The following is a 23,331-nucleotide window of genomic DNA, read 5'->3' as shown; positions in this document are numbered from 1 at the left end:
CCGTGTCCTCCGCGATGCGCGAGACGACCACCGCCTCCGATCCCGTGCTCACCGCCGAGCGCGCCCACCTGGCGCACGCGGCCGACTGCCTGACCGCCATGCGCGCGGCCACCTACGCCGTCGTCGACGCCGGCGTCGACGCCTGGGCCGCAGAGCGGCTCGGCGCCGCCCGTGCCGATCGGCTGCGGGCGCTGGCCGCCGACCCGGGCGTCCCGCCGTTCTTCGGCCGCACCGACACCGGCACCGAGACCTTCCACATCGGTCGCCGGCACGTGCGCGACACCGACGGCACCCCGGTCGTCATCGACTGGCGGGCGCCGATGAGCCGGCCGTTCTACCGGGCCAGCGCCGCCGATCCGCAGGGCCTGGTGCGCCGCCGCCGTTTCGGCTTCGCCGGCGGGGAGCTCACCAGCTACGAGGACGAGCTGCTGGGGGTGGGGGACGACGTCTCCAGCCGGCTGCTCGAGCAGGAGATCGAGCGCCCGCGCTCCGGTCCGATGCGCGACATCGTGGCCACCATCCAGCCCGAGCAGGACGCCATCGTGCGGGCGCCGCTGGCCGAGTCGATCTGCGTGCAGGGCGCTCCGGGCACCGGCAAGACCGCCGTCGGCCTGCACCGCGCGGCCTACCTGCTCTACACCCACGGCGGTCAGCTGGCCCGCACCGGCGTCCTCGTCGTGGGGCCCAACCGCGCGTTCCTGCGCTACATCGAGCAGGTGCTGCCCACCCTCGGCGAGGTCGACGTCGACCAGACCACCGTGGCCGAGCTGACCGCCCGGGTGCCGGTGCGCGGCACGGACGCCCCCGGGGTCGCCGTCCTCAAGGGCGACGCCCGCATGGCCGAGGTGCTGCACCGCGCCCTGTGGGGCTCGATCGCCAAGCCGGCGGACGACGTGCAGGTGCCGATGACCGGGCGCCGTCGCCGCGTGCCGGTGGAGCGGCTGAAGCGGTACGTCGACGACCTGCGCCGCCGCGGCCGGGCCGGCGACGACCAGCAGGTGCTGCACCACGCCGCCGGCCGGGAGCGGCTGGCGATGCTGCTGGCCGAGGACGCCCGACGGCAGGCCGAGGCCGCCGGCGGCAGCCCCACCGACGCCGAGACCCGCCGCGCGGCCCGCAGCCCGGAGGTGCGCGCGTTCTGCGACGCGGTCTGGCCGGCCCGGGACGCCGCGGAGCTGGTGCACGCCCTGCTGACCAACCCCGCCGTCCTGGCGCGGGCGGCCCGCGGCGTGCTCGACGGCGGCGAGCAGGGGCTGCTCCTCCGCCCGGCCGGCCCGCTGCGCGGCGCTCCCTGGACCGAGGCCGACGCGGTTCTGGTCGACGAGGTCGCCGGGCTGCTGGAGCGCACCGCCGGCTACGGGCACGTGGTCGTCGACGAGGCACAGGACCTCTCGCCCATGCAGTGCCGCGCGATCGCACGCCGCCTGGCCGCCGGGTCGCTCACCGTGCTGGGCGACCTCGCCCAGGCCACCAGCCCGTGGTCGGCAGCCGACTGGAGCCGCACGCTCGTGGGGCTGGGGCGGCCGGGGACCGCCGTGCGGCCGCTCACCCGCGGCTACCGGGTGCCCGGCGAGGTGCTCGAGTACGCCAACCGGCTGCTGCCGGCGATCGCGCCCGGGCTGCCGGTCGCCACGGCGGTGCGCCGCGGGACCGGGTCGCTGCGCGTCCGGCCGGACGGCCCGCTGCCCGACGTGGTGCGCGAGCTCGCGGCCACGCCGGGCTCGATCGGGGTGGTCTGCGCCGACGCCGCCGTGGCCGAGGTGACCGGTGCGCTGCTCGCCGCCGGGCTGCCCGCGTCGGTCCTCGGGGAGGACGGCGACGCGGGGCTGCTGGCCGTCGTCCCGGCCACGCTGGCCAAGGGGCTGGAGTTCGACGCGGTCGTCGTGGTGGACCCCGCCGCGATCGCCGCCGCCGAGCCGCGCGGGCTGCACCGGCTCTACGTCGTCCTCACCCGGGCGGTGAGCACACTGGTGGTGCTGCACACCGGCGACCTGCCGGAGCTGCTCGTGGCGTGACGCCTGTGTCGCACGCGCAGCGGGGTGATCATGCCCTCGGCGCGGGTGGTTGTGGCCGACGCCGATTCCTGTTCCAGTGACACTCCACGGAAGGGGGCCCATGGACCTGCGCTCGGACGCACGGGTCAGGACGGTGCTCAAGCTCGCTGCCACGGTCGTGGTGGCCGGAGCCCTCGTCGCGGGCCTCCTCTTCCCCTGGGTCGGCGGGCCGGCGGTGGCCGCCCAGCAGTCGACCAGCCTGCTCGGTGACCTGCCCACCGAGCTCACCGTCGACGCACCGCCCGCGAACACGGTGCTCAAGGCGGCCAACGGCGAGGTGATCACCTCCTTCTACGAGGAGAACCGCGCCCCCGTGACCGGCGACCGCATCGCCGAGGTCATGAAGCAGGCGATGATCGCCATCGAGGACGCCCGCTTCTACGACCACCACGGCCTCGACGTGCAGGGCACGGCCCGGGCGCTGGTGACCAACATCGCCGCGGGGGGCGTCCAGGAAGGCGGGTCCACGCTCACCCAGCAGCTGGTCAAGCAGACCCTGCTGCAGACCGCGGACACCCCCGAGGAGCGCAGCGCGGCCACCGAGCAGACGCTCGGCCGCAAGCTGCGGGAGGCCCGGCTGGCGCTGGCCCTCGAGGACACCTACTCCAAGGACGAGCTGCTCACCCGGTACCTCAACATCGTCTACTTCGGGCAGAACGCCTACGGCGTGCAGCCGGCCGCGCGGGCCTTCTTCGGCGTCGACGCCGCCGCCCTCACCCTGCCGCAGGCCGCCCTGCTGGCCGGCCTGGCGCAGAGCCCGACCGAGGACGATCCGTTCACCGACCCCGAGGCGGCCACCACGCGGCGCAACGAGGTCCTCTCCCGGATGGCCGAGCAGGGCCTGGTCGGTCAGGCGGAGGCCGCCGCGGCGCAGGCCGCACCGCTGGGCCTCGCCCCCGCGCCGGCCCCGCCCCGCGGCTGCGCCCAGGCATCGGTCGGAGCCTTCGTCTGCGACTTCGTGCAGCGCTACCTCATCCAGGAGCTGGGGCTGACCCAGCAGGAGCTGGACAACGGCGGCTACGTCATAGAGACCACGCTGGACGCCGACCTGCAGCGCGCCGGGGACGCCGCCGTCCTGGAGACGCTGGCCATGGGCAACTCGCTGGCCGGCATGTTCACCGCCGTCGAGCCGGGCACCGGCCACCTGCTGGCGATGAGCGTCAACCGGGTCTTCGGCTACGACAGGAACGACCGCGCGCAGGAGTCGTTCAACCTCAACCTCGCCGCCAGCAAGGGCTCCGGCTCGACCTACAAGGTCTTCACCGCCGCGGCCGCCCTGGACCGGGGCTACTCCGGCTACTACACGCTGACGACGTCGGACCCCTACGTGTCCCGCGTCTACCGGGACGGCAGCCGGCCCTACGACGTCGAGAACGCCGGCACGTTCCGCTCGACGCTGGACCTCACCACCGCGCTCTACCAGTCGTCGAACACCTACTTCCTGGCCCTCGAGGACGCCCTCGGCAGCGTCGAGGAGCCGGTGCGGATGGCCGAGCGGATGGGGCTGTTCCAGTTCAGCGACCCGGCGCTGCCGCAGCAGATCATCGACGAGAACCGGGGGTCGTTCACCTTCGGCTCCGAGGCCACCAGCCCGCTCGCCCTGGCCAGCGCCTACTCGACGCTGGCGGCCGGTGGCACCCAGTGCGACGTCGTCCCGGTGACCGCGGTGCTCGACCAGCACGGCGACCCCGCGCTCGGGCCGGACGGCGAGCCGTTGGCGATCGCCGACCGCTGCACCCCCGAGGCGATCAAGCCCGGCGTGGCCAACACGCTCAACCAGATGCTGCGCAAGGACGTCGAGCCGGGGAACTCCGGCGCGACCGGCACCCGCGCGTACGTGCCGGGCCACCAGATCGCCGGCAAGACCGGGACGTCGCAGGACAACGACTCGATCGCCTTCGTCGGGTACACCCCGGAGATCGCCGCGAGCGTCATGGTGCTCAACCCCAAGCGCAAGCAGAACGTCGGCGGGTTCGGCGGCGGCAAGGCGGCCACCGTCTGGCGCGACGCGATGGCACCGATCCTGCAGGCGCGGGGCAGCGGGGAGTTTCTGCCGGCCGACGAGGTCGTGATGAACGGCAACACCCGCCCGGTGCCGGGCTGCACCTCGGTGCGGGCCTGCCGGGCGGCGCTCGAGGAGGCCGGCTTCGAGCACCGGACCGTCGAGACCGACAGCGCCCGGCGCTCCGGCACCTTCCTGGGCACCAGCCCGCCGCGCGGCGGCCGGGCGGTGCCGGGCCAGGTCGTCTCCATCCTGGTCAGCAACGGCGAGGACTACGTCCAGCCACGGCCGCAACCGGACCCCGAGCCGTCGTGGGAGCGCCAGCGGCAGCCGGAGGCCCCGGAGCCGCCGGCCGACTCCCCGGCGCCCGAGCCCGAACGCGAGCAGGCGCAGGAGGCGCCCGCCCAGGGACAGGACCCGGGCGAGGGCGATGGCCAGGACGAGGGCCAGGACTGGGGCGACGGTCAGGGCCGGTCGGACTCCGGCCCGCCGGACGACGACTGAGCTCCTCGCCGCAGCCGGCCGTCGAGTGACTGGGTCAGCAGCCAGCCGGCGATCACGACCAGGTGCAGCAGGAACAGCCACAGGCTGATCGCCACGACCGCGCCGACCACCGTCAGCCCGCCGAACGGCGCGCCCAGCGCCAGCGGCAGGGCCAGGAAGATCGCGAAGCCCTGCAGGAAGCCCGACAGGCAGGCGGCGGTGAACAGCACGCCGGACACCAGTGCCGGCCAGCGCAGGTCCCCGGCCGCGACCACGCCGAAACCCCACAGCAGCGGCACGGTCAGTGCGAACAGCACCGAGTAGTAGCCGACGGCGACGGTGCCCAGCGCGCTGCCCTGCTCGGTGAGGTCCACCATCGCCGACGCGGCCAGCAGCAGCGGGTACATCAGCAACGGCGTGGCCAGCACCAGCGGCAGCGCCAGCAGCCGACCGCGCCAGCCGGTCAGCCGGTCCTGGCGGGGGGTGAAGCGCAGCAGCGCCCGGCGCAGCCCCTCGCCGTAGAACGACAGCGGGACCAGTGCCAGGACGAAGCCCAGCAGGTCCAGGCCGGTGCCGGCCTCGGCCAGCGTCCGCAGCGCCCCGGGAGCGCCCAGCTCCGGCGGCAGCAGCTGGGCGAGCCGGTCGCTCAGCTCACGCACCCGCTCGGCCGAGGTGAGCAGCGCGGTGAGCGAGAAGGCGACCAGCAGCAGCGGCACCACGGCGATGCCGGCGTAGAAGGTCAGCCCGGCGGCGATCAGCGCGACGTCCCGGCCGCGCAGCTGCTCGCCGGCGCCGCGCAGCAGCGCCGTCGTCTCGGCGCGCAGCCGGCGCGCCGACCAGGCCCGGCTCAGCGCCGGTCCAGCAGGGAGCGGGCCGCCGCGTAGCCGCCGAGGCCGCTGACCGCCCCGCCGCGCACGGTGCCGCCCGAGGAGGCGGCGACCACCCGCGGGTGCGCCGTCGCCACGCCCCAGGTGCCGACCCCGTCCGGCGTCTCGGCGACCGGCCAGGAGAGGTCGCCGTGGAAGATGTGCCCGCCCGGCATCGCCAGGGACGCCTCGACGTCCAGCGGCGAGGCCGCCTGCAGGCACGGCCGGCCCTCGGCGTCGCGGGCCAGGCAGTCCAGCAGCGGCTCGGCCAGGTGCGCGTCCAGCTGGGCCACCACCCGGCGCACCGCCTCGTCCCGGCTGCCCTCGGGGTCGTCGCGGAACAGCGCCGCCGGGGTGTGCAGGCCGAACAGGGTGAGGGTGTGCCGGCCCGCGTCCCGCTCGGCCGGGCCCAGCACCGTCGGGTCCGTCAGCGAGTGGCAGTAGACCTCGAAGGGGACGACGTCGGGCAGCCGGCCGGCGGCGGCCTGCGCGTGGGCGGCGTCGAGCTGGGACGCCGCCTCGTCGACGTGGCAGGTGCCGGCGAAGGCGACCGCCGGGTCCACACCGGAGCGCAGCCGGGGCAGCCGCGCCAGCACCATGTTGACCTTGAGCTGGGCGCCGTCCGCGGAGGGGCGGGGCGTCTCGCCGAGCAGCCGCTCGAGCACCGCCGGGGCGGTGCCACCGACCACCCACCCGGTGTCCACCGCCCGCTCGGTGCCGTCGTCGTCGGTCCAGTGCACGGTGGCGCCGTCGCCCCGCGGCTCGACCGCCGTCACCTCGGCCCGGGGGACCAGCTCGGCGCCCGCACCGCGCGCCGCGGCGGCCATCGCGCCGCTGACCGCGCCCATCCCGCCGACTGGTACCCGCCAGCGTCCGGTGCCGTTGCCGACCACGTGGTAGAGGAAGCAGCGCCCGGCCAGGCCGTCGGCGGCGTGGACGTCGGCGTACGTGCCGATCAGCCCGTCGGTGAGCGCCACCCCGCGGACGACGTCGTGCGACAGCTCGTCGGCGACCACGTCGGCCAGCGGGCGCTCGCGCAGGTCGTGCCACAGCTGCGGGTCGCGCAGCCGGCCGGCCAGGTCGGCGGGGGACAGCAGCGGCTCGGTGAGGGTGGGCGCGAGGTCCTCGGCGAGCGTGGCGACCCGGCCGTAGAACCGCTGCCAGGCCGCCAGCTCGGCGTCGGAGCCGGTGAGGGCCCGGAAGGACGCGGCGGTGGCCGGGCCCTCCTCGCGCTCGACGAGCAGACCCGGGCCGCCGGGGACGGCAGTGTAGGAGGCGACCGCGCGGTCGGCCAGCATCACCTGCAGCCCGAGGTCGGCGACGATCCGGTCGGGCAGCAGGCTCACCAGGTACGAGTAGGCCGACAGTCGGACGTCGACCCCGGGGAAGACCTGTCGGCTGACCGCGGCGCCGCCGACCTCGGCGAGCCGCTCGAGCACCAGCACCGACCACCCGGCGCGGGCCAGGTAGGCCGCGGCCACCAGCCCGTTGTGCCCGGCTCCCACGACCACGGCGTCGTACCTGCGTGCTCCCACCGGCGGACCGTAACCGGTGCGCTGCCGGAGGGCCGTCCGTCGCGGGGCCGGTGCGCGGTCAGCCCTCGCCGTCGTCCTCCTGGTCGGTCTGCTGCTCGTTGTCCTGCTCGGTGTCCTGGCAGAGCTCCTCGTCGGTCGACCCGGCCTCGGCGGCGTTGCACTCGCCCTCGCCCCGGTCCAGGTCGGTGTTCCCCCCGGTCCCCGTGCTGCTGCAGCCGGTCAGCGCGCCGACGAGGGCCAGCACGACGAGGGGTCGCTTGAGATCCATGACCGCTGCGTGCCCCGCTGCGCCGCCGGTGAACCCCACCGGTCACACCGGCCCCGCACGTCGCCGCTGACCTGCGGGGTCGAGTCGAGAGTCGACGAAATCACATGCGGGTGATTGTCATGGCGGTGTCACGGCCCCTACGTTCTGTACATCCGCCGGGGCGTTCCGTCACCAGCCTGGGTGACACCCCGCGGATGCCGCCGAGCCGGCGTCCTCCTCCCCGAGGGCGCAGGGCCGGGGACCCACCGAACCACTGGGGTGGAGCGCGCGCCGGCACCGCGGCCGGCGTGCGCCGGGCTCGTCCGGCCCGAACCCGTCAGCTGACCCGGTAGGCGGCCGTGGATGAACGGAGTGCCGCCGCACCATGGCGACCCCTCGCACCGCCCGCCGCGCCGCCCTGGTCCTCGTCGGCGCCCTCGGTCTCGCGTTCGCCCCGGCCCCCGCCGGCGCCGAGGAGCCGACCACCGCCGCGGAGGCCGCGGCCCTCGTCGCCGCCCGCGGCCACGAGCTGGAGGTCCTCACCGAGGACTTCAACGAGGCGCGCGAGATGCTGGCCGGCCAGCAGGCGGCGGCGCAGGCGGCGGCCGCGGCGGTGACCGAGGCGCAGGCGGCGGCCGCCACGGCCCGCGAGTCGGTCGTCGGCGTCGCCCGTACCGCCTTCACCGGCGATTCCATGGGCTCCTTCCAGGCCCTGATGACCAGCGACTCCGCAGAGGAGTTCGTCAACCGGGTGACCCTGCTGCAGGCGGTCGCCGGCCACCAGGGCGAGCTGCTCGATGCGGCGGCCGCCGCCGGCGAGGTGGCCACGCAGGCGCAGGTCGTGGCCGACCGGGCCGCCGCCGAGGCGCAGCAGCAGTACGACGCGGTCGCCCGGCAGCAGGCCGACCTGCAGGCCCAGATCGCCGGGTACCAGGCCGACTACGCCCGGTTGTCCACCGATGAGCGTCGGGCTGCCCTCGAGGCTGCCGCGGCCGCGCACGGTGCCGGCGAGGGCGGCCGGGCCAGCCGCACCGGGCGGGAGGAGCCGGCCGCGGCGTCCTCGGCCCCCGTGGTGGCCACCAGCGGTTCGATCCAGGCGGTCGTCGACCGCGCGCTGGCCCAGCGCGGCAAGCCCTACGTGTGGGCCGCGGGCGGCCCGAACTCCTTCGACTGCTCCGGCCTGGTGCAGTACGCCTTCCAGGCGGCCGGGATCAACCTGCCTCACTCCAGCCGCATGCAGTCCTCGATGGGGACGCCGGTCTCGCGGGCCGACGCGCGCCCCGGTGACCTGGTGGCCTTCTACAGCCCGGTCAGCCACATCGGCATCTACCTGGGCAACGGGCAGATGGTGCACGCCCCGACGTCCGGCGACGTCGTCAAGGTCGCCGGTGTCGACAACATGGGCGCGACGCCGAAGTTCAACCGCATCGCGAACTGAAGGGGATCCGCCGTGATCATCGGCAGGTGGCTGGCCGACGCGACGACCGCGGGCGCCACTCACCGATGATCACGGCCGGTCGACGGCCTGGAGCAGGCCCCAGACGAAGCGGGTGCGGACGTCGCCGGGCAGGTGCACCTCCCAGCGGATGACCACGCCGGGGTCCACGCTCCGCGCCCCGCGCAGGCCGACCACGTCGTCCAGGGTGTGCTCCCACACCAGCAGCCGGCCCGGCGTGGCCCGCGGCACGGGCGAGCCCGGCGCCCGCACCAGGTGCTCCTGCAGCACGCTGCCGCCCGGGCCGGTGAGCACCTCCCAGTACAGGTGCGGCCAGAGCGGCACCGGCCAGCGGCGCACCTCCAGGTCCAGGTCGCCGAAGCGGCGGTCCGCGGTCTCCTCGGGCGGTCCGTCGGCCCCGTCCGGAGGCTCGCGCCGAGCTTGCGAGGCGGGAGGGGGACGGGGTCCTTCCACTGCCAGCGGGTGTGCGCCGTGTGCGCCTCCGCGCGGGTGGCGCCCAGCCGGGGGAGCGCCTCGGCCACCAGGTCCGGGCGCAGGTCGGCCATCCGGTGCAGCAGCACCAGGCAGAACTCGCGCCGCGCCAGACCCCGCACGGGCCCCGACCCTGCCACGGGGGTACGACGGGTGGCGCGGGTCACCCCGACCGTCGCGGTCGGCCCGCCCCGGCGTCGGGGACCATGGGGCGCGTGACCCCGCGCGCCGTCGCCCTCGCCTTCCGTGCCGTCGCCCTCGCCGAGGCGTGCTCCTGGGTGGGGCTGCTGGCCGGGATGTTCGTGAAGTACGTGCTGGCGACCTCCGAGCGCGGGGTGCAGATCTTCGGCCCGATCCACGGCGGCGTCTTCATCGCCTACGTGGTGGTCGCGGTCGTGGCCGCCCGGGTGCTGCGCTGGAACGCGGTTCCCACCCTGCTCGCCCTCGCCGCGTCGGTGCCCCCGCTGGCCACCCTGTGGTTCGACCGCTGGGCCACCCGCACCGGCCGGCTGCCCGTGCCCGAGGCGGCACCCACCTCCTGATTCACGGCTCGCTAGCGTCTGGGCCCGTGCCCGACGCCGTCCTGCCGTCCACCGCCCGACTGCTGCTCGCCCGCACCGCCCGGGTCCAGCGCGACGGCCGGGCGCCGAGCCTGGTCGCCGGCGTCGTCCGGGACGGCGGGCTGGCCTGGTCCGCCGGCCGCGGCGACGTCCCCGGACCGCACACCGACGTCCAGTACCGGCTGGGCTCGATCAGCAAGACGGTCACCGCGGTCGCCGTCCTGCGGCTGCGCGACGAGGGGCGGGTGCACCTCGACGACCCGCTCGACCGGCACGTGCCCGGCACCCCGCTCGGCGACCGCACCGTGGGCCAGCTGCTCGCCCACGTCGCCGGTGCCGCCGCGGAGAGCCCGGGCGCGTGGTGGGAGCGGGCGCCCGGCGGCCCGCTGGAGGACCTCGGCCTGGGTGAGGAGCACGTCGTCCTCGGGGCGGCGCGCCGGTTCCACTACTCCAACCTCGGCTTCGGCCTGCTCGGCGAGCTGGTGGCCCGGCTGCGCGGGCGCCCGTGGGAGGACGTCGTCCGCACCGAGGTCCTCGAGCCGCTGGGCATGACCCGGACGACGCCCCGCCCGGTCGCCCCCGCCGCCGAGGGGCACGCGGTGCACCCGTGGGCCGACGTCGTGCTGCCCGAGCCCGAGCACGACGCGGGTGTCATGGCCGCCGCCGGGCAGCTGTGGGCGACGCTGGCCGACCTCGGCCGCTTCGCTGCCTTCCTGCTCGGTGACACAGGCGACGTCCTCGACCCCGCGACGCTGGAGGAGATGGCCGTGCCGGCGGGCGTGGACGCCTCGGCGCCGGGCTGGTCGGCGTACGGGCTGGGCCTGCAGGTGATGCGCGTCGACGGGCGCACGCTGACCGGCCACGGCGGCTCGATGCCCGGCTTCCTGGCCGGCGTCCTCGTCGACCGCGAGGAGGGGATCGGCGCCGTCTCGCTGGCCAACACCACCGCCGGCCTGGACCCGCTCGTCCCCGGTCTGCTCGCCGACTTGCGCACCGCCGAGCCGCGCGTGGTCGAGCAGTGGGTGCCCGCACCGCCGCCGGTCCCGCTGGAGGCCCTCGGCATCTGGTTCTGGGGCCCCGGACCGCACGCGCTGCGGGCGCTGGCGGGCGGCCTGCTGCACCTCGGTCCGCTGCCCGGTCGCGCCGGGCGGGCCAGCCGCTTCGCCCGGCGGGACGACGGCACGTGGGTCGGCCTGGACGGCTACTACGCCGGCGAGCCGCTGCGCATCGCCGACGACCACCTGGACCTGGGCACCTTCATCTTCACCCGCACGCCCTACGACCCCGACGCCCCGGTGCCCGGCGGCGTCGACGAGGGTGGCTGGCGGGCCTGATCCCGGGCCTTCCCGGCGGGATCGGCGGTCTCGCACGGGTGCGGGTGCGAGATCGCCGGTCTTCTCGTCAGGTCGCCGGGGGGGAGCCCCGCGGAGTACTGCTCGCCGTAGTCGCGCTCGCCCCGCAGTCTGCCGGGCGGCGGGTGCGACGAACGCGTGGCCATCGGCGGCTGATCACCACGGGTTCGTCGCCCTCGGTGTGGCATCAGAGGCGGTCGAAGGCGTCCATCGTCGTCTTGACGACCGCGCCGTAGGCCAGGTGCGGGACGATGTCGCTGGCCCAGTCGGTCGCCGACCAGGTGCGCGGGTCGGTGACGCCGAGGACGGTCATCGGCCCGTTGGCGACGACCAGCACGCCCAGCGTGGTCAGCAGCGTGCCGACCAGTGGCTGCGACCGGTAGCCGGCCGCGCGCACCAGCCCGACGACGACCCCGACCCCCACGCCGGCGACCAGCCCGGTGATCGGGCCCAGCCCCTGGATGCGGTTCCACCGCGTCTCGCCCTCGCCCGGGATCGGCACGTGCGCCTTCTCAGCCAGCTTCTCGACGGTCTGCTCGGGGGTGGAGCTCGTCGGGCGGCCGCGGACGGTCATGTCGAGGTAGGTGACGGCGTTGAGCGCGGTGCTGCCTGCCGCGCCGGCCGCCGCGCCGCGCAGCGCCCAGCCCGCCACGCTGATGCCGCGTCGTCCCTTGCCGATGGTCCCCAGCGGGGTGCGCTTCGCCATCCGCCCGGTCTACCCCGGTGGTCCGACGGGGTACACCCTGCTCAGCGCGGCACCGGGGGCACAGGAACACGGCGACCAAGCGTCGCCTGGCCTACCCGGCCGCCCGCCGCCGGAGGAGCAGCCCGCCTGCGAACACCGCCACGAGCAGGACGGCGACCGCCGCCTCCAGGGTCGTGCCGGACAGGCCCCCGGGCAGCTCGGTACCGGCCGCCCCGGCCTCGGGAGCGCTCGCGCCGGTCAGCATCTGCACCTCCGCCGCGGCCTCGGGGGTCCACGTCGTCGTCCCGCCGCACAGGTCGGCGGCCAGCCGGCCGTCCTCGCGGCCGGCGAACACGAGGAACGGCCCCTCCCCGGTGAGCTCCAGGCCGCACGATGCGCCGGACGCGGGCGACAGCACGCCCTGGCGGGCGGACACCGCGCCCGTGTAGACGGTGTCGACGGCGAAGACGTGCAGGGCGGTCCCGCCGATCACCTCGCGGCCGACCAGCCGCCCGGAGAACACCGCGTCGGCGCGCAGGGCCTGCTCGGACGTCGTCCCCCCGGTGCAGCCGCACGCCGAGGCGGCCGGGGCCAGCACCCAGCCGGCGAGCACGAGCAGCAGGCCGGCGAGCAGCCCGGTCGTCCAGCGGCGCACCCGCCCAGCATCCCGCGACCGGCGTCCCCGCGCCGGGAGCGTGCCGCGAGCGTCCGTGGACGGCGTGACCCGCTCCGGCGTGGACGGTCCGGCGCGGACCGACGGCTCGCCGACCTCGCCGGACGGTCGCCGTCCTCGCGGTGCAGCACGGGGTCGGCGGCCGGGAGCCGAGTCCCGTGGCGCAGCGGCGGCACACCGCCCACCCTGGGCGGCGTGGACGACGTCGACGCGCGGCTCGAGCGGGCGATCGGCGCGCTGCTCGACGACCGGCGGGCCGGCGCGACGATCTGCCCCTCGGAGGCCGCCCGCGCGGTCGACCCGCAGGGCTGGCGGGGGCTCGTGCCGGCGGCCCGCGCGGCGGCCGGGCGGCTGGCCGCGGCCGGTCGGGTGGAGGTCACCCAGCGCGGCGAGGTCGTCGACGTCGCCACCGCGCGCGGCCCGGTGCGGGTGCGCCGACGTCATGGAGGTCCCCCTGCAGGGGGGTCCTCACTCGGCGGCCCGTGACAGCAGCGGCCCCATGCGGTGGTCGACCAGCCGGCGCAGCGCCAGCGCGGTGTCGGTGCGCTGGACGCCGGGGATGGCCAGCACCCGCTCGGTGATCCGCCAAAGGTCGTCCGCGTCGACGGCGACCACCTGCACCAGCAGGTCGGCGACGCCCGAGAGCGCGGTCACCTCGAGCACCTCGGGGATCTGCCCGAGCGCCTCGCCCACGTCGGCCAGGCTGCGCTGCACCACCTGCACGGTCACGTACGCGCCGAGCCGGTAGCCCAGCGCCTCGGGGCGGACGCGGTGGTCGAAGGGCGCCAGCGCGCCGCTGGACTCCAGCCGGGCCAGCCGCGCCTGCACGGTGTTGCGCGCGAGCCCGAGCCGCTGCGACAGCGCCATCACCGTCGCGCGCGGGTCCTCGCCCAGGGCCTGCAGCAGGCGGGCGTCGGTGGCGTCGATGGCCGGCACACCGCTCAGTCTGACAGGCCGACCACCCCGTCGACGGGTCATCGTGCGCAATCCGTCCGAGGGATCTTGCGCAGATCGATGGGGAGGTGTCTGCTCCACGAGCGGCCGCGTCGTGCCACGATGTGTGAGTGGTGCCACACCCGGGCGCCACGGGACGTCCACACCGCGCGCTTCGAGCCGGCGACCCCGGCAGCGGCGGCCGACGGCGAGGAGGAGCACGTGAGCGTGTCCAGTGCCACCGAGGTGGTCGACCCGGTACCGGGGGCGGGGGCGCCGCACCTGCCCCGGCAACCCGACCTGGTGCAGCTGCTCACCCCTGAGGGCGAGCGGGTCGAGCACCCGCAGTACTCCCTCGACCTCGACGCCGAGGGGCTGCGCGACCTCTACCGCGACCTGGTGCTGGTCCGCCGGTGGGACGTCGAGGCCACCGCCCTGCAGCGCCAGGGCGAGCTGGGCATCTGGGCCTCGCTGCTCGGCCAGGAGGCCGCCCAGGTCGGCGCCGGCCGCGCGCTGCAGCCCGGAGACATGGCCTTCCCCACCTACCGCGAGCACGGCGTGGCCTGGACCCGCGGGGTCGACCCGCTGCACGTCATGAGCCTGTTCCGCGGCGTCGACAACGGCGGCTGGGACCCGGTCGCCACCGCGTTCAACCTCTACACCGTCGTCATCGGCGCCCAGACCCTGCACGCCACCGGCTACGCCATGGGCGTCCAGCGGGACGGCGCCGAGACCGCCGTGCTGGCCTTCCTCGGCGACGGCGCGACCAGCCAGGGCGAGGTCAACGAGGCGATGATCTGGGCGGCCAGCTTCTCCGCGCCGGTCGTCTTCTTCTGCCAGAACAACCAGTACGCGATCAGCGTCCCGCTGGAGCGGCAGTCCCGGGTGCCGCTGTACCAGCGCGCCGCGGGCTTCGGCTTCCCCGGCGTCCGCGTCGACGGCAACGACGTCCTCGCCGTCCTGGCGGTGACGCGGGCGGCGCTCGCCGCCGCGCGGGAGGGCCAGGGCCCGACCTTCGTCGAGGCGTTCACCTACCGGATGGGCGCGCACACCACCTCCGACGACCCGACCCGCTACCGGCTGGCCAGCGAGCTCGAGGAGTGGAAGCTGCGCGACCCGATCGCCCGGGTCAAGGCGTACCTGTCGCGCTCCGGCGTCGCCGACGCCGACTTCTTCGCCGCCGTGGAGGCCGAGGCCGACGAGCTCGCGGCGCGCATCCGCCGCGGCACGACCGAGATGCCCGATCCGCCGGGGACGGCGATGTTCGACCAGGTCTACGCCGAGCAGACGCCGCACCTGGCCGCGCAGCAGGCGGAGTTCGAGGCCTACCAGGCGAGCTTCGAGGGAGGAGCCGAGTCGTGAGCACCGAGACGCTGACCATCGGCAAGGCGCTCAACCTCGGCCTGCGCCGGGCCATGGAGGACGACGCCAAGGTCGTGCTCATGGGGGAGGACATCGGCCGCCTCGGCGGGGTCTTCCGCATCACCGACGGCCTGCAGAAGGACTTCGGCGAGGACCGCGTCGTCGACACCCCGCTGGCCGAGGCCGGCATCCTCGGCACCGCCGTCGGGCTGGCCATGCGCGGCTACCGGCCGGTCTGCGAGATCCAGTTCGACGGGTTCGTCTTCCCCGCCTACAACCAGATCGTCACCCAGGTCGCCAAGATCCACGCCCGCTCGCGCGGCCGGCTGGCCATGCCGGTCGTCATCCGGATCCCGTTCGGCGGGGGCATCGGCGCGGTCGAGCACCACAGCGAGAGCCCCGAGGCCTACTTCGCGCACACGCCGGGGCTTAAGGTGGTCGCCGTCAGCAACCCGGTCGACGCCTACTGGGGCATCCAGCAGGCGATCGCCCACCCCGACCCGATCGTCTTCCTCGAGCCCAAGCGCCGGTACTGGGACAAGGCCGAGGTCGACACCGCGGCCACGCCCGACCCGCTGTTCGCCTCCCGCGTGGTCCGCGGCGGCGACGACGTCACCGTGCTGGCCTACGGCCCGATGGTGAAGACGGCGCTGCAGGCGGCCGAGGCGGCCGCGGAGGAGGGCCGCTCGCTGGAGGTCGTCGACCTGCGGGCGATCAGCCCGCTGGACCTCGACCCCGTGTTCGACTCGGTGCGGCGCACCGGGCGCTGCGTCGTGGTCCACGAGGCGCCGGTGACCCTCGGCCTGGGCGCGGAGATCGCCACGCGGGTCACCGAGCAGTGCTTCCACTCGCTGGAGGCGCCCGTGCTGCGGGTGGGTGGCTACGACACGCCCTACCCGCCGTCGAAGCTCGAGGAGGAGTACCTCCCCGACCTCGACCGGGTGCTCGACACCGTCGACCGCGTGATGGGGTTCTGACCGATGGGGACGCTCAAGCAGTTCAGGCTGCCCGACGTCGGCGAGGGGCTGACCGAGGGGGAGATCCTGCAGTGGCTGGTCGCCGTGGGCGACACGGTCACCGTCAACCAGCCGCTGTGCGAGGTGGAGACGGCGAAGGCCGCCGTCGAGCTGCCCTCGCCGTACGCGGGGACCGTCACCGCGCTGCTGCACGAGGCCGGGGACACCGTGGACGTCGGGACACCGATCATCACCATCGACGTCGGCGGGCCGGACGCAGCGGGGGACGGCGCGGGCGACGGCGCCGCTGAACCGGCCGCCGGGCTGATCGGCGGTGCGGCGCCCGGCGGGCGGACGGCGGTGCTCGTCGGCTACGGGCCGCGGACGACGGAGGCCCGCCGCCGTCCGCGCCGGGCGGCCGTCCCCGCGGACGCCGGCCACTCCCCGGCGGCCGGCGTCTCCCAGCGCCCGCCGCTGCTGGCCACCGCGCCGGACGTGACCACCAAGCCGGTGCGGCACGGCGGCCTCGAGGTGGGCCGCCAGGCGGAGGCGCACGCCGCGTCGGTCGAGGCCGCGCCCTCCCGCGCGGCCGAGGCGGGGCGGCGCCGGCCCCGGCCGCTGGCCAAGCCGCCGGTGCGCAAGCTGGCCAAGGACCTCGGCGTCGACCTGACCGCGCTCACCGGCAGCGGGGACGGCGGGGTGATCACCCGGGCCGACGTGCAGCAGGCGGCCGGGGCCCCGGCGTCGGTGACCGAACTGCGGCCGGCTCCCGCCGCCGCGACGGCGGGGGAGCAGCGGATCCCCGTCAAGGGGGTGCGCAAGCACACCGCCGCGGCGATGGTGGCCAGCGCGTTCACCGCCCCGCACGTCACCGAGTTCCTCACCGTCGACGTCACGCGGATGGTCAAGCTGCGGTCGCGGATCGCCGCGCGGCCGGAGTTCGCGGGCGTCAAGGTCAGCCCGCTGCTCTTCGTCGCCAAGGCGCTGCTGCTGGCCGCCGCGAGACACCCGATGGTCAACAGCTCCTGGGACGAGGCGGCGCAGGAGATCGTCGTCCACGGGCAGGTCAACCTCGGCATCGCCGCGGCCACCCCGCGCGGGCTCGTCGTCCCCAACGTCAAGGACGCCGGCCGGCTGTCGCTGGCCGAGCTGGCCGGCGCGCTCGCGCAGCTCACGGAGACGGCGCGGGCCGGGCGGACCGCGCCGGAGGACATGACCGGCGGCACGATGACCATCACCAACGTCGGGGTCTTCGGCGTCGACACCGGGACGCCGATCCTCAACCCCGGCGAGTCGGCGATCCTGGCCTTCGGGGCGATCCGCGAGATGCCCTGGGTGCACAAGGGGAAGGTCAGGCCCCGGCAGGTGACCCAGCTGGCGCTGTCGTTCGACCACCGGATCATCGACGGGGAGCTGGGCAGCCGGTTCCTCGCCGACGTCGGCGCGCTGCTCGCCGACCCCGGTACGGCGCTGGCGTTCTGAGCCTCCGCCGCCGACGATCATGGCGCCGTGACCACCGATCCGGTTCAGGATGTGGGCGCGACGCCATGATCGTCGCGAGGGGAGCGTGGACGTGACCGACCTCGACCGGCTGCTGGACTTCGCGGCCCGCTCCTGGCTGCCGGAGGGCGGCTTCGGCTACCTCGGCGCCGACGGGCGGGTGCTCCCCGACCGCGGTCAGGAGACCTGGATCGTCGCCCGCATGACGCACGTCTTCGGCCTGGCGCAGCTCACCGGTCGGAGCGGCTGGAACGAACTGGTCCGGCGCGGGGTGGAGGCGCTGGCCGCCGGGCCGCTGCACGACGGTGCGCGCGGCGGCTGGTACGCCTCGACGGCCGACGACACCAAGGCCGCGTACGTGCACGCCTTCGTCGTCCTGGCCGGGGCCACGGCCGCCGCCGCCGGCGCACCGGGCGGGCGCGAGCTGCTCGACGAGGCGCTCGACGTCTGGCAGACCCGGTTCTGGGACGACGCCGAGGGCCTGGCGGTGGAGGAGTGGGACGCCGGCTGGGCGGCGCTGTCGGACTACCGCGGCGCCAACGCCAACATGCACGGCGTCGAGGCCTCCCTCGCCGCAGCCGACGCCCTCGGGGACGGCGACCCGCGCGCGGCGCGGTTGCGGGCGCAGGCGCTGCGCACCGTCGAGCGGGTGGTGCACGGTTGGGCGCGGGAGCGGGACTGGCGGCTGCCCGAGCACTTCACCGCCGAGTGGCAGCCGCTGCCGGACCACAACCGCGACGAGCCGGCCCACCCCTTCCGCCCGTACGGCGTCACGGTCGGGCACCAGTTCGAGTGGGCCCGGCTCGCCCTGCACGCCCGCGCGGTGACCCCCGACCCGCCCGCCTGGCTGCTCGAGGACGCCACGGGCCTCTTCACCGCGGCGGCCTCGCGCGGCTGGGCCGCCGACGGGCACGCCGGCTTTCCGTACACGCTGGACTGGGACGACCGGCCGGTGGTCGGGCAGCGCATGCACTGGGTGCTGTGCGAGGCGGTCGCCGCGGGGCGGGCGCTCGCGACCGTCACCGGCGACGCCGCCTACCGCTCGCTCGCCGACCACTGGTGGGCGCACGGCGAGGCCCGCTTCGCCGACCCGGCGACCGGCAGCTGGCACCACGAACTGACACCCGAGGGTGCGGTCGCCACGGACACCTGGGTGGGCCAGCCCGACGCCTACCACCTCGCGCAGGTGCTGCTGCTGTCCGGCCGCCCGGTGCGCGGGAGCGTGGCGGCCGCGCTGCGGTGACCCGGGGCGAGGCAGGTGTCCTGTGCGGGGACGCCGGGTAGAGCGACTCCATCCGAGGACCCCGAGCAGAGGAGGCCAGCGTGGCCAGCGTGCAGGAATCCGTCGACGTCGACGTCCCGATCCGGGTCGCCTACGACCAGTGGACGCAGTTCGAGTCCTTCCCGCAGTTCATGGGCGGGGTCGAGCGGATCACCCAGATCGACGAGACGCGCACCCACTGGGTGACCAACATCGACGGCGTCAAGCGGGAGTTCGACGCGGAGATCACCGAGCAGCACCCCGAGGAGCGGGTGGCCTGGACCAGCACCGGCGGCGACGCCAAGCACGCCGGGGTGGTCACCTTCCACCGCCTCGCCGACGACAAGACCCGGGTGATGATCCAGATCGACTGGGAGCCGCACGGCATCGTCGAGAAGGCCGGCGCGGTGCTGGGCTTCGACGACCGGCAGGTCAAGGCGGACGCCAAGCGGTTCAAGGAGTTCATCGAGAGCCGCGGCACCGAGACCGGCGCCTGGCGCGGCGACGTCCCGCGGCCGGACCAGCAGTAGGCGGACCCCTGCCGGACGGCGAGCACCGCCGGCAGGGCTCCACACCAGGACGGCGCCCGCCCCCTTCTGCAGGGGACGGGCGCCGTCGTCTGTGGCGGCTCGCCGCTACTCGGCGTCGAGGTCCTGGGCGACCAGGCCCGCGATCTGCTCGAGGACGGCGGGGTCGTCGCTGCTGACGACGACCTCCGTCCCCTGCTTCGCGCCGAGCGTCATGATCATCAGCGGCGACCCGGCGTCCACCGCGTTGCCCCCGGGCGTGGCCAGCGTGACCGGTACCCCGGCCTTGCCGACGGCCTCGGCGATCAGGGCCGCCGGTCGGGCGTGCAGCCCGACCCGGGAGCCGACGGTGACGGTCTGACTGGGCATGGGGGTTTCTCCCTCGCTTCGGAGACGGACGGTCGGCTACAGCCTGCGGGTTCAGGCCCGAGCCGGCTGGGTGACCGGGGCGGCGGTGTGCGCGTGGGCCATGTCCACGGCGTCCTCCGGGACGGCGTCGGCCTTCGGGCGGCCGATGCTCTTCGCGATGGTCACCGCGATGGCGCCGACGATCGTCCCGATGACGAGGGCGACGAGGAACATCAGCACGTTGGTCATCGCGAAGAAGACGAAGATGCCGCCGTGCGGGGCCCGCAGCTCCACACCGCTGGACGCCACGATGGCGCCGGTGGTCGCGCCGCCCAGCATCATCGAGGGGATGACCCGCAGCGGGTCGGCCGCGGCGAACGGGATCGCGCCCTCGGAGATGAAGGACAGACCCAGCAGCCAGGCCGCCTTGCCGTTGTCCCGCTCGGCAGGGGTGTAGAGCTTCGGCCGGATGGCGGTGCTCAGGGCCATCGCCAGCGGGGGCACCATGCCGGCCGCCATGACCGTGGCCATGATGACCAGCGGGGCGCCGGAGCCGGCGGCCAGCCCGGTGGTGGCGAAGACGTAGGCCGCCTTGTTGACCGGGCCGCCGAGGTCGAAGCACATCATCAGGCCGAGGATGATCCCGAGCAGGACCGCCGAGGTGCCGGTCAGGCCGTTGAGCCAGTTGCCCAGGCCGGTGAGGGCGGCGGCCAGCGGGCGGCCGAGGACGACGACCATGAGCCCGCTGGAGATCAGCGTGGCGAGCAGCGGGATGATGACGACCGGCTGCAGGCCCCGGACCCCGACCGGCAGCTTCCAGCGGCTGATCCACAGCGCGGCGAAGCCGGCGATGATGCCGCCGATCAGGCCGCCGATGAAGCCGGCGCCCACCTGGACGGAGACGAAGCCGACGACGAAGCCGGGGACGATGCCTGGCCGGTCGGCGATCGCGTAGGCGATGTAGCCGGCCAGCGCCGGGACCAGGAACCCGAAGGCCGCCTGGCCGAGCACGGTGCAGACCGCGCCGAGGTAGCCCCAGAACCCGTCGTTGAGGCCCTCGAGGGGCGCGACGTCGGGCAGGTTGAGGAAGGTGTTGTTCAACGCCCAGTTCAGGGCGTAGCTGTTGCCGTCGGCCGAGGACGGGTCGGGGTTGACGATCTGGTAGCCGCCGAAGAGGAAGCCCAGGGCGATGAGCAGACCACCCGCGGCGACGAACGGGATCATGTAGCTGACGCCGGTGAGCAGCCAGCGGCGGATCTCCGTGGCGGTGCCCGGTCGGCCGCCCGCGGCGGCGGGCTCGTCGGCGCCACCGGCGCTCCCCGGCACCCGGCGCGCGTTCGGGTCGTCGGCGGCGGCCAGCGCCTCGCGGACCATCACGTCCGGCTCGTTGATGGCCCGCTTGGTGCCGGACTGGACGAGCGGCTTGCCGGCGAACCGGTCGCGGTCCCGGACGCCGACGTCGACGGCGAAGATGACCGCGTCCGCGGCCCGGATGACGGCCGGGTCGAGCGGGGTGGAGCCCGAGGAGCCCTGGGTCTCCACGTGCACGTCGACCCCGGCCGCCTCGGCGGCGGCGGTGAGCTTGTCGGCGGCCATGTAGGTGTGCGCGATGCCGGTCGGGCAGGCGCTGACCACGACCAGGCTGCGGCGGGCGCCGGCCGTGCCGGTGCCGGCGGCCGGTGCGGCGGCGGGGGTCGCGGCGGTCGCGGCGCTCGAGGAGCCGGACGCCGCGGGGGCCCCGGCGGGCGCCGGCTCGGGGGCGACGACCTCCTGCACCAGCCGCACGACCTCGTCGGCGGAGCCGGCGGCGCGCAGCGAGGCCACGAACTCCGGCCGCACCAGCGCCCGGGCCAGCGCGGTCAGCAGGGTGAGGTGGTCGGCGTCGCCGTGGGCCGGCGCGGCGATGAGGAACGCCAGGTCGGCCGGGCCGTCGGGGGCGCCGAAGTCGACCTTGGGGTCCAGCCGGGCGAAGGCGAGCGAGGCCTCGGTGACCGCGGCGGAGCGGCAGTGCGGGATCGCGATGCCGCCGGGCAGGCCGGTGGCGGCCTGCGCCTCGCGGGCCAGGGCGTCGTCGGCGAGGGCGTCGGCCCCGGTGGCCCGCCCCGTGCCGGCGACGAGGCCGGCGAGACGGCGCACCACCGTGGTCTTGTCGGAACCCAGGTCGGCGTCGAGCGCCACCAGGTCTGGGGTGATCAGGTCGGGCATGGCCCACCTCTCCGGAGGTGTCAGCGGACGTCGCGGCCGGCGGCCGGGACGGTGGTGCTCCATGTGACGGGCGGTGCGGTGGTGCTGCTGGGCAGGCCCTCGGTCCGGACGGTGGTGACCTCGACGTCGAGGGCGGCCACCTGTTCGGGCGTGGGGACGGCGGAACCGGGCAGCGACGCGCTGGCCGCGCCGTACCCGACGGCGCTGCGCAGCCGCTCGGCCGGCCCGGCACCGGCCAGGTCGGCCAGCACGTGGCCGGCCAGGCTGCAGTCGCCCGCGCCGACCGTGCTGCGGACCGCGATCCGCGGGGGCGTGGCCGCCCAGACGCCCTCGGCGCTGGACAGCAGCGCACCCTCGGCACCGAGGGTCAGCAGCACCTCGGTCACGCCGCGCGCGTGCAGCGTGTCGACGGCGGCCAGCGCGGTGGCGCGGTTGGCGGTGAGGTGGGCCTCGGGCACCCCGGAGAGCTGGGCGAGCTCCTCGGAGTTGGGCTTGAGCAGGTCCGGCGCGGCGTCGGGGCCGGCGTCCAGCAGCGCCAGCAGCGGGGCCTCGGAGGTGTCCACGGCGATCTTCGCGCCGGTGTCACGCAGCGAGCGGACCAGGTCGGCGTACCAGTCCAGCGGCGTGCCGGGCGGCAGCGAGCCGGAGAGCACCACCCAGCGGGCGCCCTCGGCGTGCTGGTGCATCGCGATCGTCAGCGCTCCGCGGGCCTCGTCGTCCAGCGGGGCGCCGGGCTCGTTGAGCTTGGTGGTGGTGCCGTCGGGCTCGGCCAGCGTGTAGTTGGTGCGCACCGGCGTGGCGATCGGGACCGTGGCCATCGGCAGGTCCAGCGCCCGCAGCGCCCGGACGATCGGGTCGTCGTCGGCTGCGGGCAGCACGGTGACGACGTCCCCGCCGGCGGCGGCGACCGCGCGGGCGACGTTGACGCCCTTCCCGCCCGGCTCGGTGGAGCTCGGCGCCAGGCGGGCCACGCCCCCACGCACCAGCGGGCCGGGCAGCGAGAGCGTCCGGTCCAGGCTGGGGTTGGCGGTGAGCGTGACGACGCGTGCAGTCATGCGACCACGACCTCGATCCCGGCGTCCTCGAGACGGGCGAGGTCGGCCGGTGCGGCCTCGGCGTCGGTGACCAGGACGTCGACGTCGGCCGACGTCGCGAAGCGGACCAGGTGCTCGCGGCCGAGCTTGCTGCTGTCGGCGAGCACGACCACCTTCTGCCCGGCGCGGATCATCGCCCGCTTCACCGCGGCCTCCGCCTCGTCGGGGGTGGTGAAGCCGTGCTCGGCGGTGATGCCGTTGGTACCGAGGAAGGCCACGTCGACCCGCAGGTCGGCGAGGGTGGCGACGGTCCGCTCGCCGACGGCGCACTGGGTGATCCCGCGGACCCGGCCGCCGAGCACGTGCAGGTCGACGCCCGGGGCGGCGGCCAGCCGGGCGGCGATGGGCACCGAGTGCGTGGCGATCAGCAGCCGCCGGTCCCCGGGGAGGACCTCGGCCAGCGCGGCGACGGAGCTGCCGCCGTCGAGCAGCAGGCTGCCGTCGGAGCCGGGCAGCAGGTCCAGCGCGGTGGCGGCGATCTTGCGCTTCTGCTCGCTGCGGGTGCCGTGCCGCTCGCCGAGCGCGGTCTCCACGTAGGTGAGCGCGCCGGCCGGCACGGCGCCGCCGTGCACGCGGCGCAGCATCCCGGCACGCTCGAGGAGGGCGAGGTCGCGGCGCACCGTCTCGGTGGTGACCCCGAACTCCTCGGCGAGGGCGGTCACCGAGACCCGGCCGCGGTCGGCGACCAGCCCGGCGATCGTCTGCTGACGTTCCTCGGCGTACACGTCCCACCTCCCTGCCTGTAGCACACACGGCGTGCC

The 23,331-nt window shown here is 75.7% G+C and carries 22 protein-coding genes; 11 read left to right on the top strand and 11 right to left on the bottom strand.

Annotated elements, in window-relative coordinates; all coding sequences use genetic code 11:
* Positions 1-14: 14 nt before the first annotated feature.
* Positions 15-2,015, top strand: a complete 2,001-nt coding sequence (locus GOBS_RS23870) for a HelD family protein (protein ID WP_012950827.1) — start codon at positions 15-17, stop codon at positions 2,013-2,015.
* Positions 2,016-2,115: 100 nt separating this feature from the next.
* Entirely contained in the window at positions 2,116-4,560 is a 2,445-nt protein-coding gene (locus GOBS_RS23865) for a transglycosylase domain-containing protein (RefSeq protein WP_012950826.1), read from the top strand.
* Here the strand turns inward: GOBS_RS23865 and GOBS_RS23860 are convergent.
* The 3 genes from GOBS_RS23860 to GOBS_RS23850 all read right to left on the bottom strand — a co-directional run bounded on the left by GOBS_RS23860 (position 4,521) and on the right by GOBS_RS23850 (position 7,208).
* Positions 4,521-5,318 carry a YhjD/YihY/BrkB family envelope integrity protein gene (locus GOBS_RS23860; RefSeq protein ID WP_279432663.1) on the bottom strand — a complete coding sequence of 266 codons (798 nt, stop codon included), beginning with the start codon at positions 5,316-5,318 and terminating at the stop codon, positions 4,521-4,523. The genes GOBS_RS23865 and GOBS_RS23860 overlap by 40 nt on opposite strands.
* Before the next feature lie 68 nt (positions 5,319-5,386).
* Entirely contained in the window at positions 5,387-6,940 is a 1,554-nt protein-coding gene (locus GOBS_RS23855; RefSeq protein WP_012950824.1) for a phytoene desaturase family protein, read from the bottom strand.
* Positions 6,941-6,998: 58 nt separating this feature from the next.
* Positions 6,999-7,208: a hypothetical protein gene (locus GOBS_RS23850; protein WP_012950823.1), complete on the bottom strand. Its 210-nt coding sequence runs from the start codon at positions 7,206-7,208 to the stop codon at positions 6,999-7,001.
* Positions 7,209-7,572: 364 nt separating this feature from the next.
* Between GOBS_RS23850 and GOBS_RS23845 the strand changes: the two genes are divergently transcribed.
* Positions 7,573-8,625: a C40 family peptidase gene (locus tag GOBS_RS23845; RefSeq protein WP_012950822.1), complete on the top strand. Its 1,053-nt coding sequence runs from the start codon at positions 7,573-7,575 to the stop codon at positions 8,623-8,625.
* Positions 8,626-8,694: 69 nt separating this feature from the next.
* Here the strand turns inward: GOBS_RS23845 and GOBS_RS23840 are convergent, their stop codons facing one another.
* On the bottom strand, positions 8,695-9,096 hold the full coding sequence (locus tag GOBS_RS23840; RefSeq protein ID WP_049788493.1) for a hypothetical protein: 402 nt from the start codon (positions 9,094-9,096) through the stop codon (positions 8,695-8,697).
* Positions 9,097-9,320: 224 nt separating this feature from the next.
* On the opposite strand from GOBS_RS23840, the gene GOBS_RS23835 reads away from it, so the two are divergent.
* Positions 9,321-9,656, top strand: coding sequence for a DUF3817 domain-containing protein (locus tag GOBS_RS23835; protein WP_012950821.1), 336 nt, complete (start codon positions 9,321-9,323; stop codon positions 9,654-9,656).
* Between the two features lie 26 nt (positions 9,657-9,682).
* On the top strand, positions 9,683-11,008 hold the full coding sequence (locus GOBS_RS23830) for a serine hydrolase domain-containing protein (RefSeq protein WP_012950820.1): 1,326 nt from the start codon (positions 9,683-9,685) through the stop codon (positions 11,006-11,008).
* A gap of 205 nt (positions 11,009-11,213) precedes the next feature.
* Here GOBS_RS23830 and GOBS_RS23825 read toward each other — a convergent pair whose 3' ends face one another.
* Entirely contained in the window at positions 11,214-11,732 is a 519-nt protein-coding gene (locus tag GOBS_RS23825; protein ID WP_012950819.1) for a hypothetical protein, read from the bottom strand.
* A 91-nt stretch (positions 11,733-11,823) separates the two neighbouring features.
* Complete coding sequence (locus GOBS_RS23820) at positions 11,824-12,366, bottom strand: hypothetical protein (RefSeq protein WP_012950818.1); 543 nt, start codon at positions 12,364-12,366, stop codon at positions 11,824-11,826.
* 213 nt (positions 12,367-12,579) lie between these two features.
* On the opposite strand from GOBS_RS23820, the gene GOBS_RS23815 reads away from it, so the two are divergent.
* A complete protein-coding gene (locus GOBS_RS23815; RefSeq protein WP_012950817.1) occupies positions 12,580-12,870 on the top strand; it encodes a DUF3253 domain-containing protein in 291 nt (96 codons plus the stop codon).
* Here the strand turns inward: GOBS_RS23815 and GOBS_RS23810 are convergent.
* On the bottom strand, positions 12,853-13,320 hold the full coding sequence (locus GOBS_RS23810; RefSeq protein WP_012950816.1) for an Lrp/AsnC family transcriptional regulator: 468 nt from the start codon (positions 13,318-13,320) through the stop codon (positions 12,853-12,855). The two genes, GOBS_RS23815 and GOBS_RS23810, sit on opposite strands and share 18 nt — an antisense overlap.
* A gap of 219 nt (positions 13,321-13,539) precedes the next feature.
* On the opposite strand from GOBS_RS23810, the gene pdhA reads away from it, so the two are divergent.
* The 5 genes from pdhA (at position 13,540) to GOBS_RS23785 (ending at position 18,926) form a co-directional block, all read left to right on the top strand.
* The gene (gene pdhA / locus GOBS_RS23805; protein ID WP_243697592.1) at positions 13,540-14,679 is read left to right on the top strand and encodes a pyruvate dehydrogenase (acetyl-transferring) E1 component subunit alpha; all 1,140 of its coding nucleotides are present in this window, start codon (positions 13,540-13,542) and stop codon (positions 14,677-14,679) included.
* Positions 14,676-15,656, top strand: coding sequence for an alpha-ketoacid dehydrogenase subunit beta (locus GOBS_RS23800; protein WP_012950814.1), 981 nt, complete (start codon positions 14,676-14,678; stop codon positions 15,654-15,656). Before pdhA ends, GOBS_RS23800 begins: the two co-directional genes overlap by 4 nt.
* A 3-nt stretch (positions 15,657-15,659) precedes the next feature.
* Positions 15,660-17,117 carry a dihydrolipoamide acetyltransferase family protein gene (locus GOBS_RS23795; RefSeq protein WP_012950813.1) on the top strand — a complete coding sequence of 486 codons (1,458 nt, stop codon included), beginning with the start codon at positions 15,660-15,662 and terminating at the stop codon, positions 17,115-17,117.
* A gap of 91 nt (positions 17,118-17,208) precedes the next feature.
* Positions 17,209-18,378, top strand: coding sequence for an AGE family epimerase/isomerase (locus tag GOBS_RS23790; RefSeq protein WP_208104347.1), 1,170 nt, complete (start codon positions 17,209-17,211; stop codon positions 18,376-18,378).
* 80 nt (positions 18,379-18,458) lie between these two features.
* A complete protein-coding gene (locus GOBS_RS23785; RefSeq protein WP_012950811.1) occupies positions 18,459-18,926 on the top strand; it encodes an SRPBCC family protein in 468 nt (155 codons plus the stop codon).
* Positions 18,927-19,031: 105 nt separating this feature from the next.
* Here the strand turns inward: GOBS_RS23785 and GOBS_RS23780 are convergent, their stop codons facing one another.
* The 4 genes from GOBS_RS23780 to GOBS_RS23765 are packed head-to-tail and all read right to left on the bottom strand — an operon-like array spanning position 19,032 to position 23,295.
* On the bottom strand, positions 19,032-19,292 hold the full coding sequence (locus GOBS_RS23780) for an HPr family phosphocarrier protein (protein ID WP_012950810.1): 261 nt from the start codon (positions 19,290-19,292) through the stop codon (positions 19,032-19,034).
* 51 nt (positions 19,293-19,343) lie between these two features.
* A complete protein-coding gene (locus GOBS_RS23775) occupies positions 19,344-21,476 on the bottom strand; it encodes a PTS fructose transporter subunit IIABC (protein ID WP_012950809.1) in 2,133 nt (710 codons plus the stop codon).
* 20 nt (positions 21,477-21,496) lie between these two features.
* Positions 21,497-22,531, bottom strand: a complete 1,035-nt coding sequence (locus tag GOBS_RS23770) for a 1-phosphofructokinase family hexose kinase (RefSeq protein WP_012950808.1) — start codon at positions 22,529-22,531, stop codon at positions 21,497-21,499.
* Positions 22,528-23,295 carry a DeoR/GlpR family DNA-binding transcription regulator gene (locus GOBS_RS23765; RefSeq protein ID WP_012950807.1) on the bottom strand — a complete coding sequence of 256 codons (768 nt, stop codon included), beginning with the start codon at positions 23,293-23,295 and terminating at the stop codon, positions 22,528-22,530. The genes GOBS_RS23770 and GOBS_RS23765 overlap by 4 nt, the downstream gene beginning before the upstream one ends.
* Positions 23,296-23,331 lie beyond the last annotated feature (36 nt).

It is taken from the genome of Geodermatophilus obscurus DSM 43160 (genome assembly GCF_000025345.1).
Classification (GTDB): domain Bacteria; phylum Actinomycetota; class Actinomycetes; order Mycobacteriales; family Geodermatophilaceae; genus Geodermatophilus; species Geodermatophilus obscurus.
This window is presented reverse-complemented; position numbering and strand designations above follow the sequence as displayed.

Coding starts and splice junctions, on each gene's coding strand:
- GOBS_RS23865 (WP_012950826.1), top strand. CDS start 2,116: ATGGACCTGCGCTCGGACGCACGGGTCAGGACGGTGCTCAAGCTCGCT.
- GOBS_RS23835 (WP_012950821.1), top strand. CDS start 9,321: ATGGGGCGCGTGACCCCGCGCGCCGTCGCCCTCGCCTTCCGTGCCGTC.
- GOBS_RS23870 (WP_012950827.1), top strand. CDS start 15: ATGCGCGAGACGACCACCGCCTCCGATCCCGTGCTCACCGCCGAGCGC.
- GOBS_RS23825 (WP_012950819.1), bottom strand. CDS start 11,732: ATGGCGAAGCGCACCCCGCTGGGGACCATCGGCAAGGGACGACGCGGC.
- GOBS_RS23770 (WP_012950808.1), bottom strand. CDS start 22,531: ATGACTGCACGCGTCGTCACGCTCACCGCCAACCCCAGCCTGGACCGG.
- GOBS_RS23795 (WP_012950813.1), top strand. CDS start 15,660: ATGGGGACGCTCAAGCAGTTCAGGCTGCCCGACGTCGGCGAGGGGCTG.
- GOBS_RS23775 (WP_012950809.1), bottom strand. CDS start 21,476: ATGCCCGACCTGATCACCCCAGACCTGGTGGCGCTCGACGCCGACCTG.
- GOBS_RS23850 (WP_012950823.1), bottom strand. CDS start 7,208: ATGGATCTCAAGCGACCCCTCGTCGTGCTGGCCCTCGTCGGCGCGCTG.
- GOBS_RS23780 (WP_012950810.1), bottom strand. CDS start 19,292: ATGCCCAGTCAGACCGTCACCGTCGGCTCCCGGGTCGGGCTGCACGCC.
- GOBS_RS23845 (WP_012950822.1), top strand. CDS start 7,573: ATGGCGACCCCTCGCACCGCCCGCCGCGCCGCCCTGGTCCTCGTCGGC.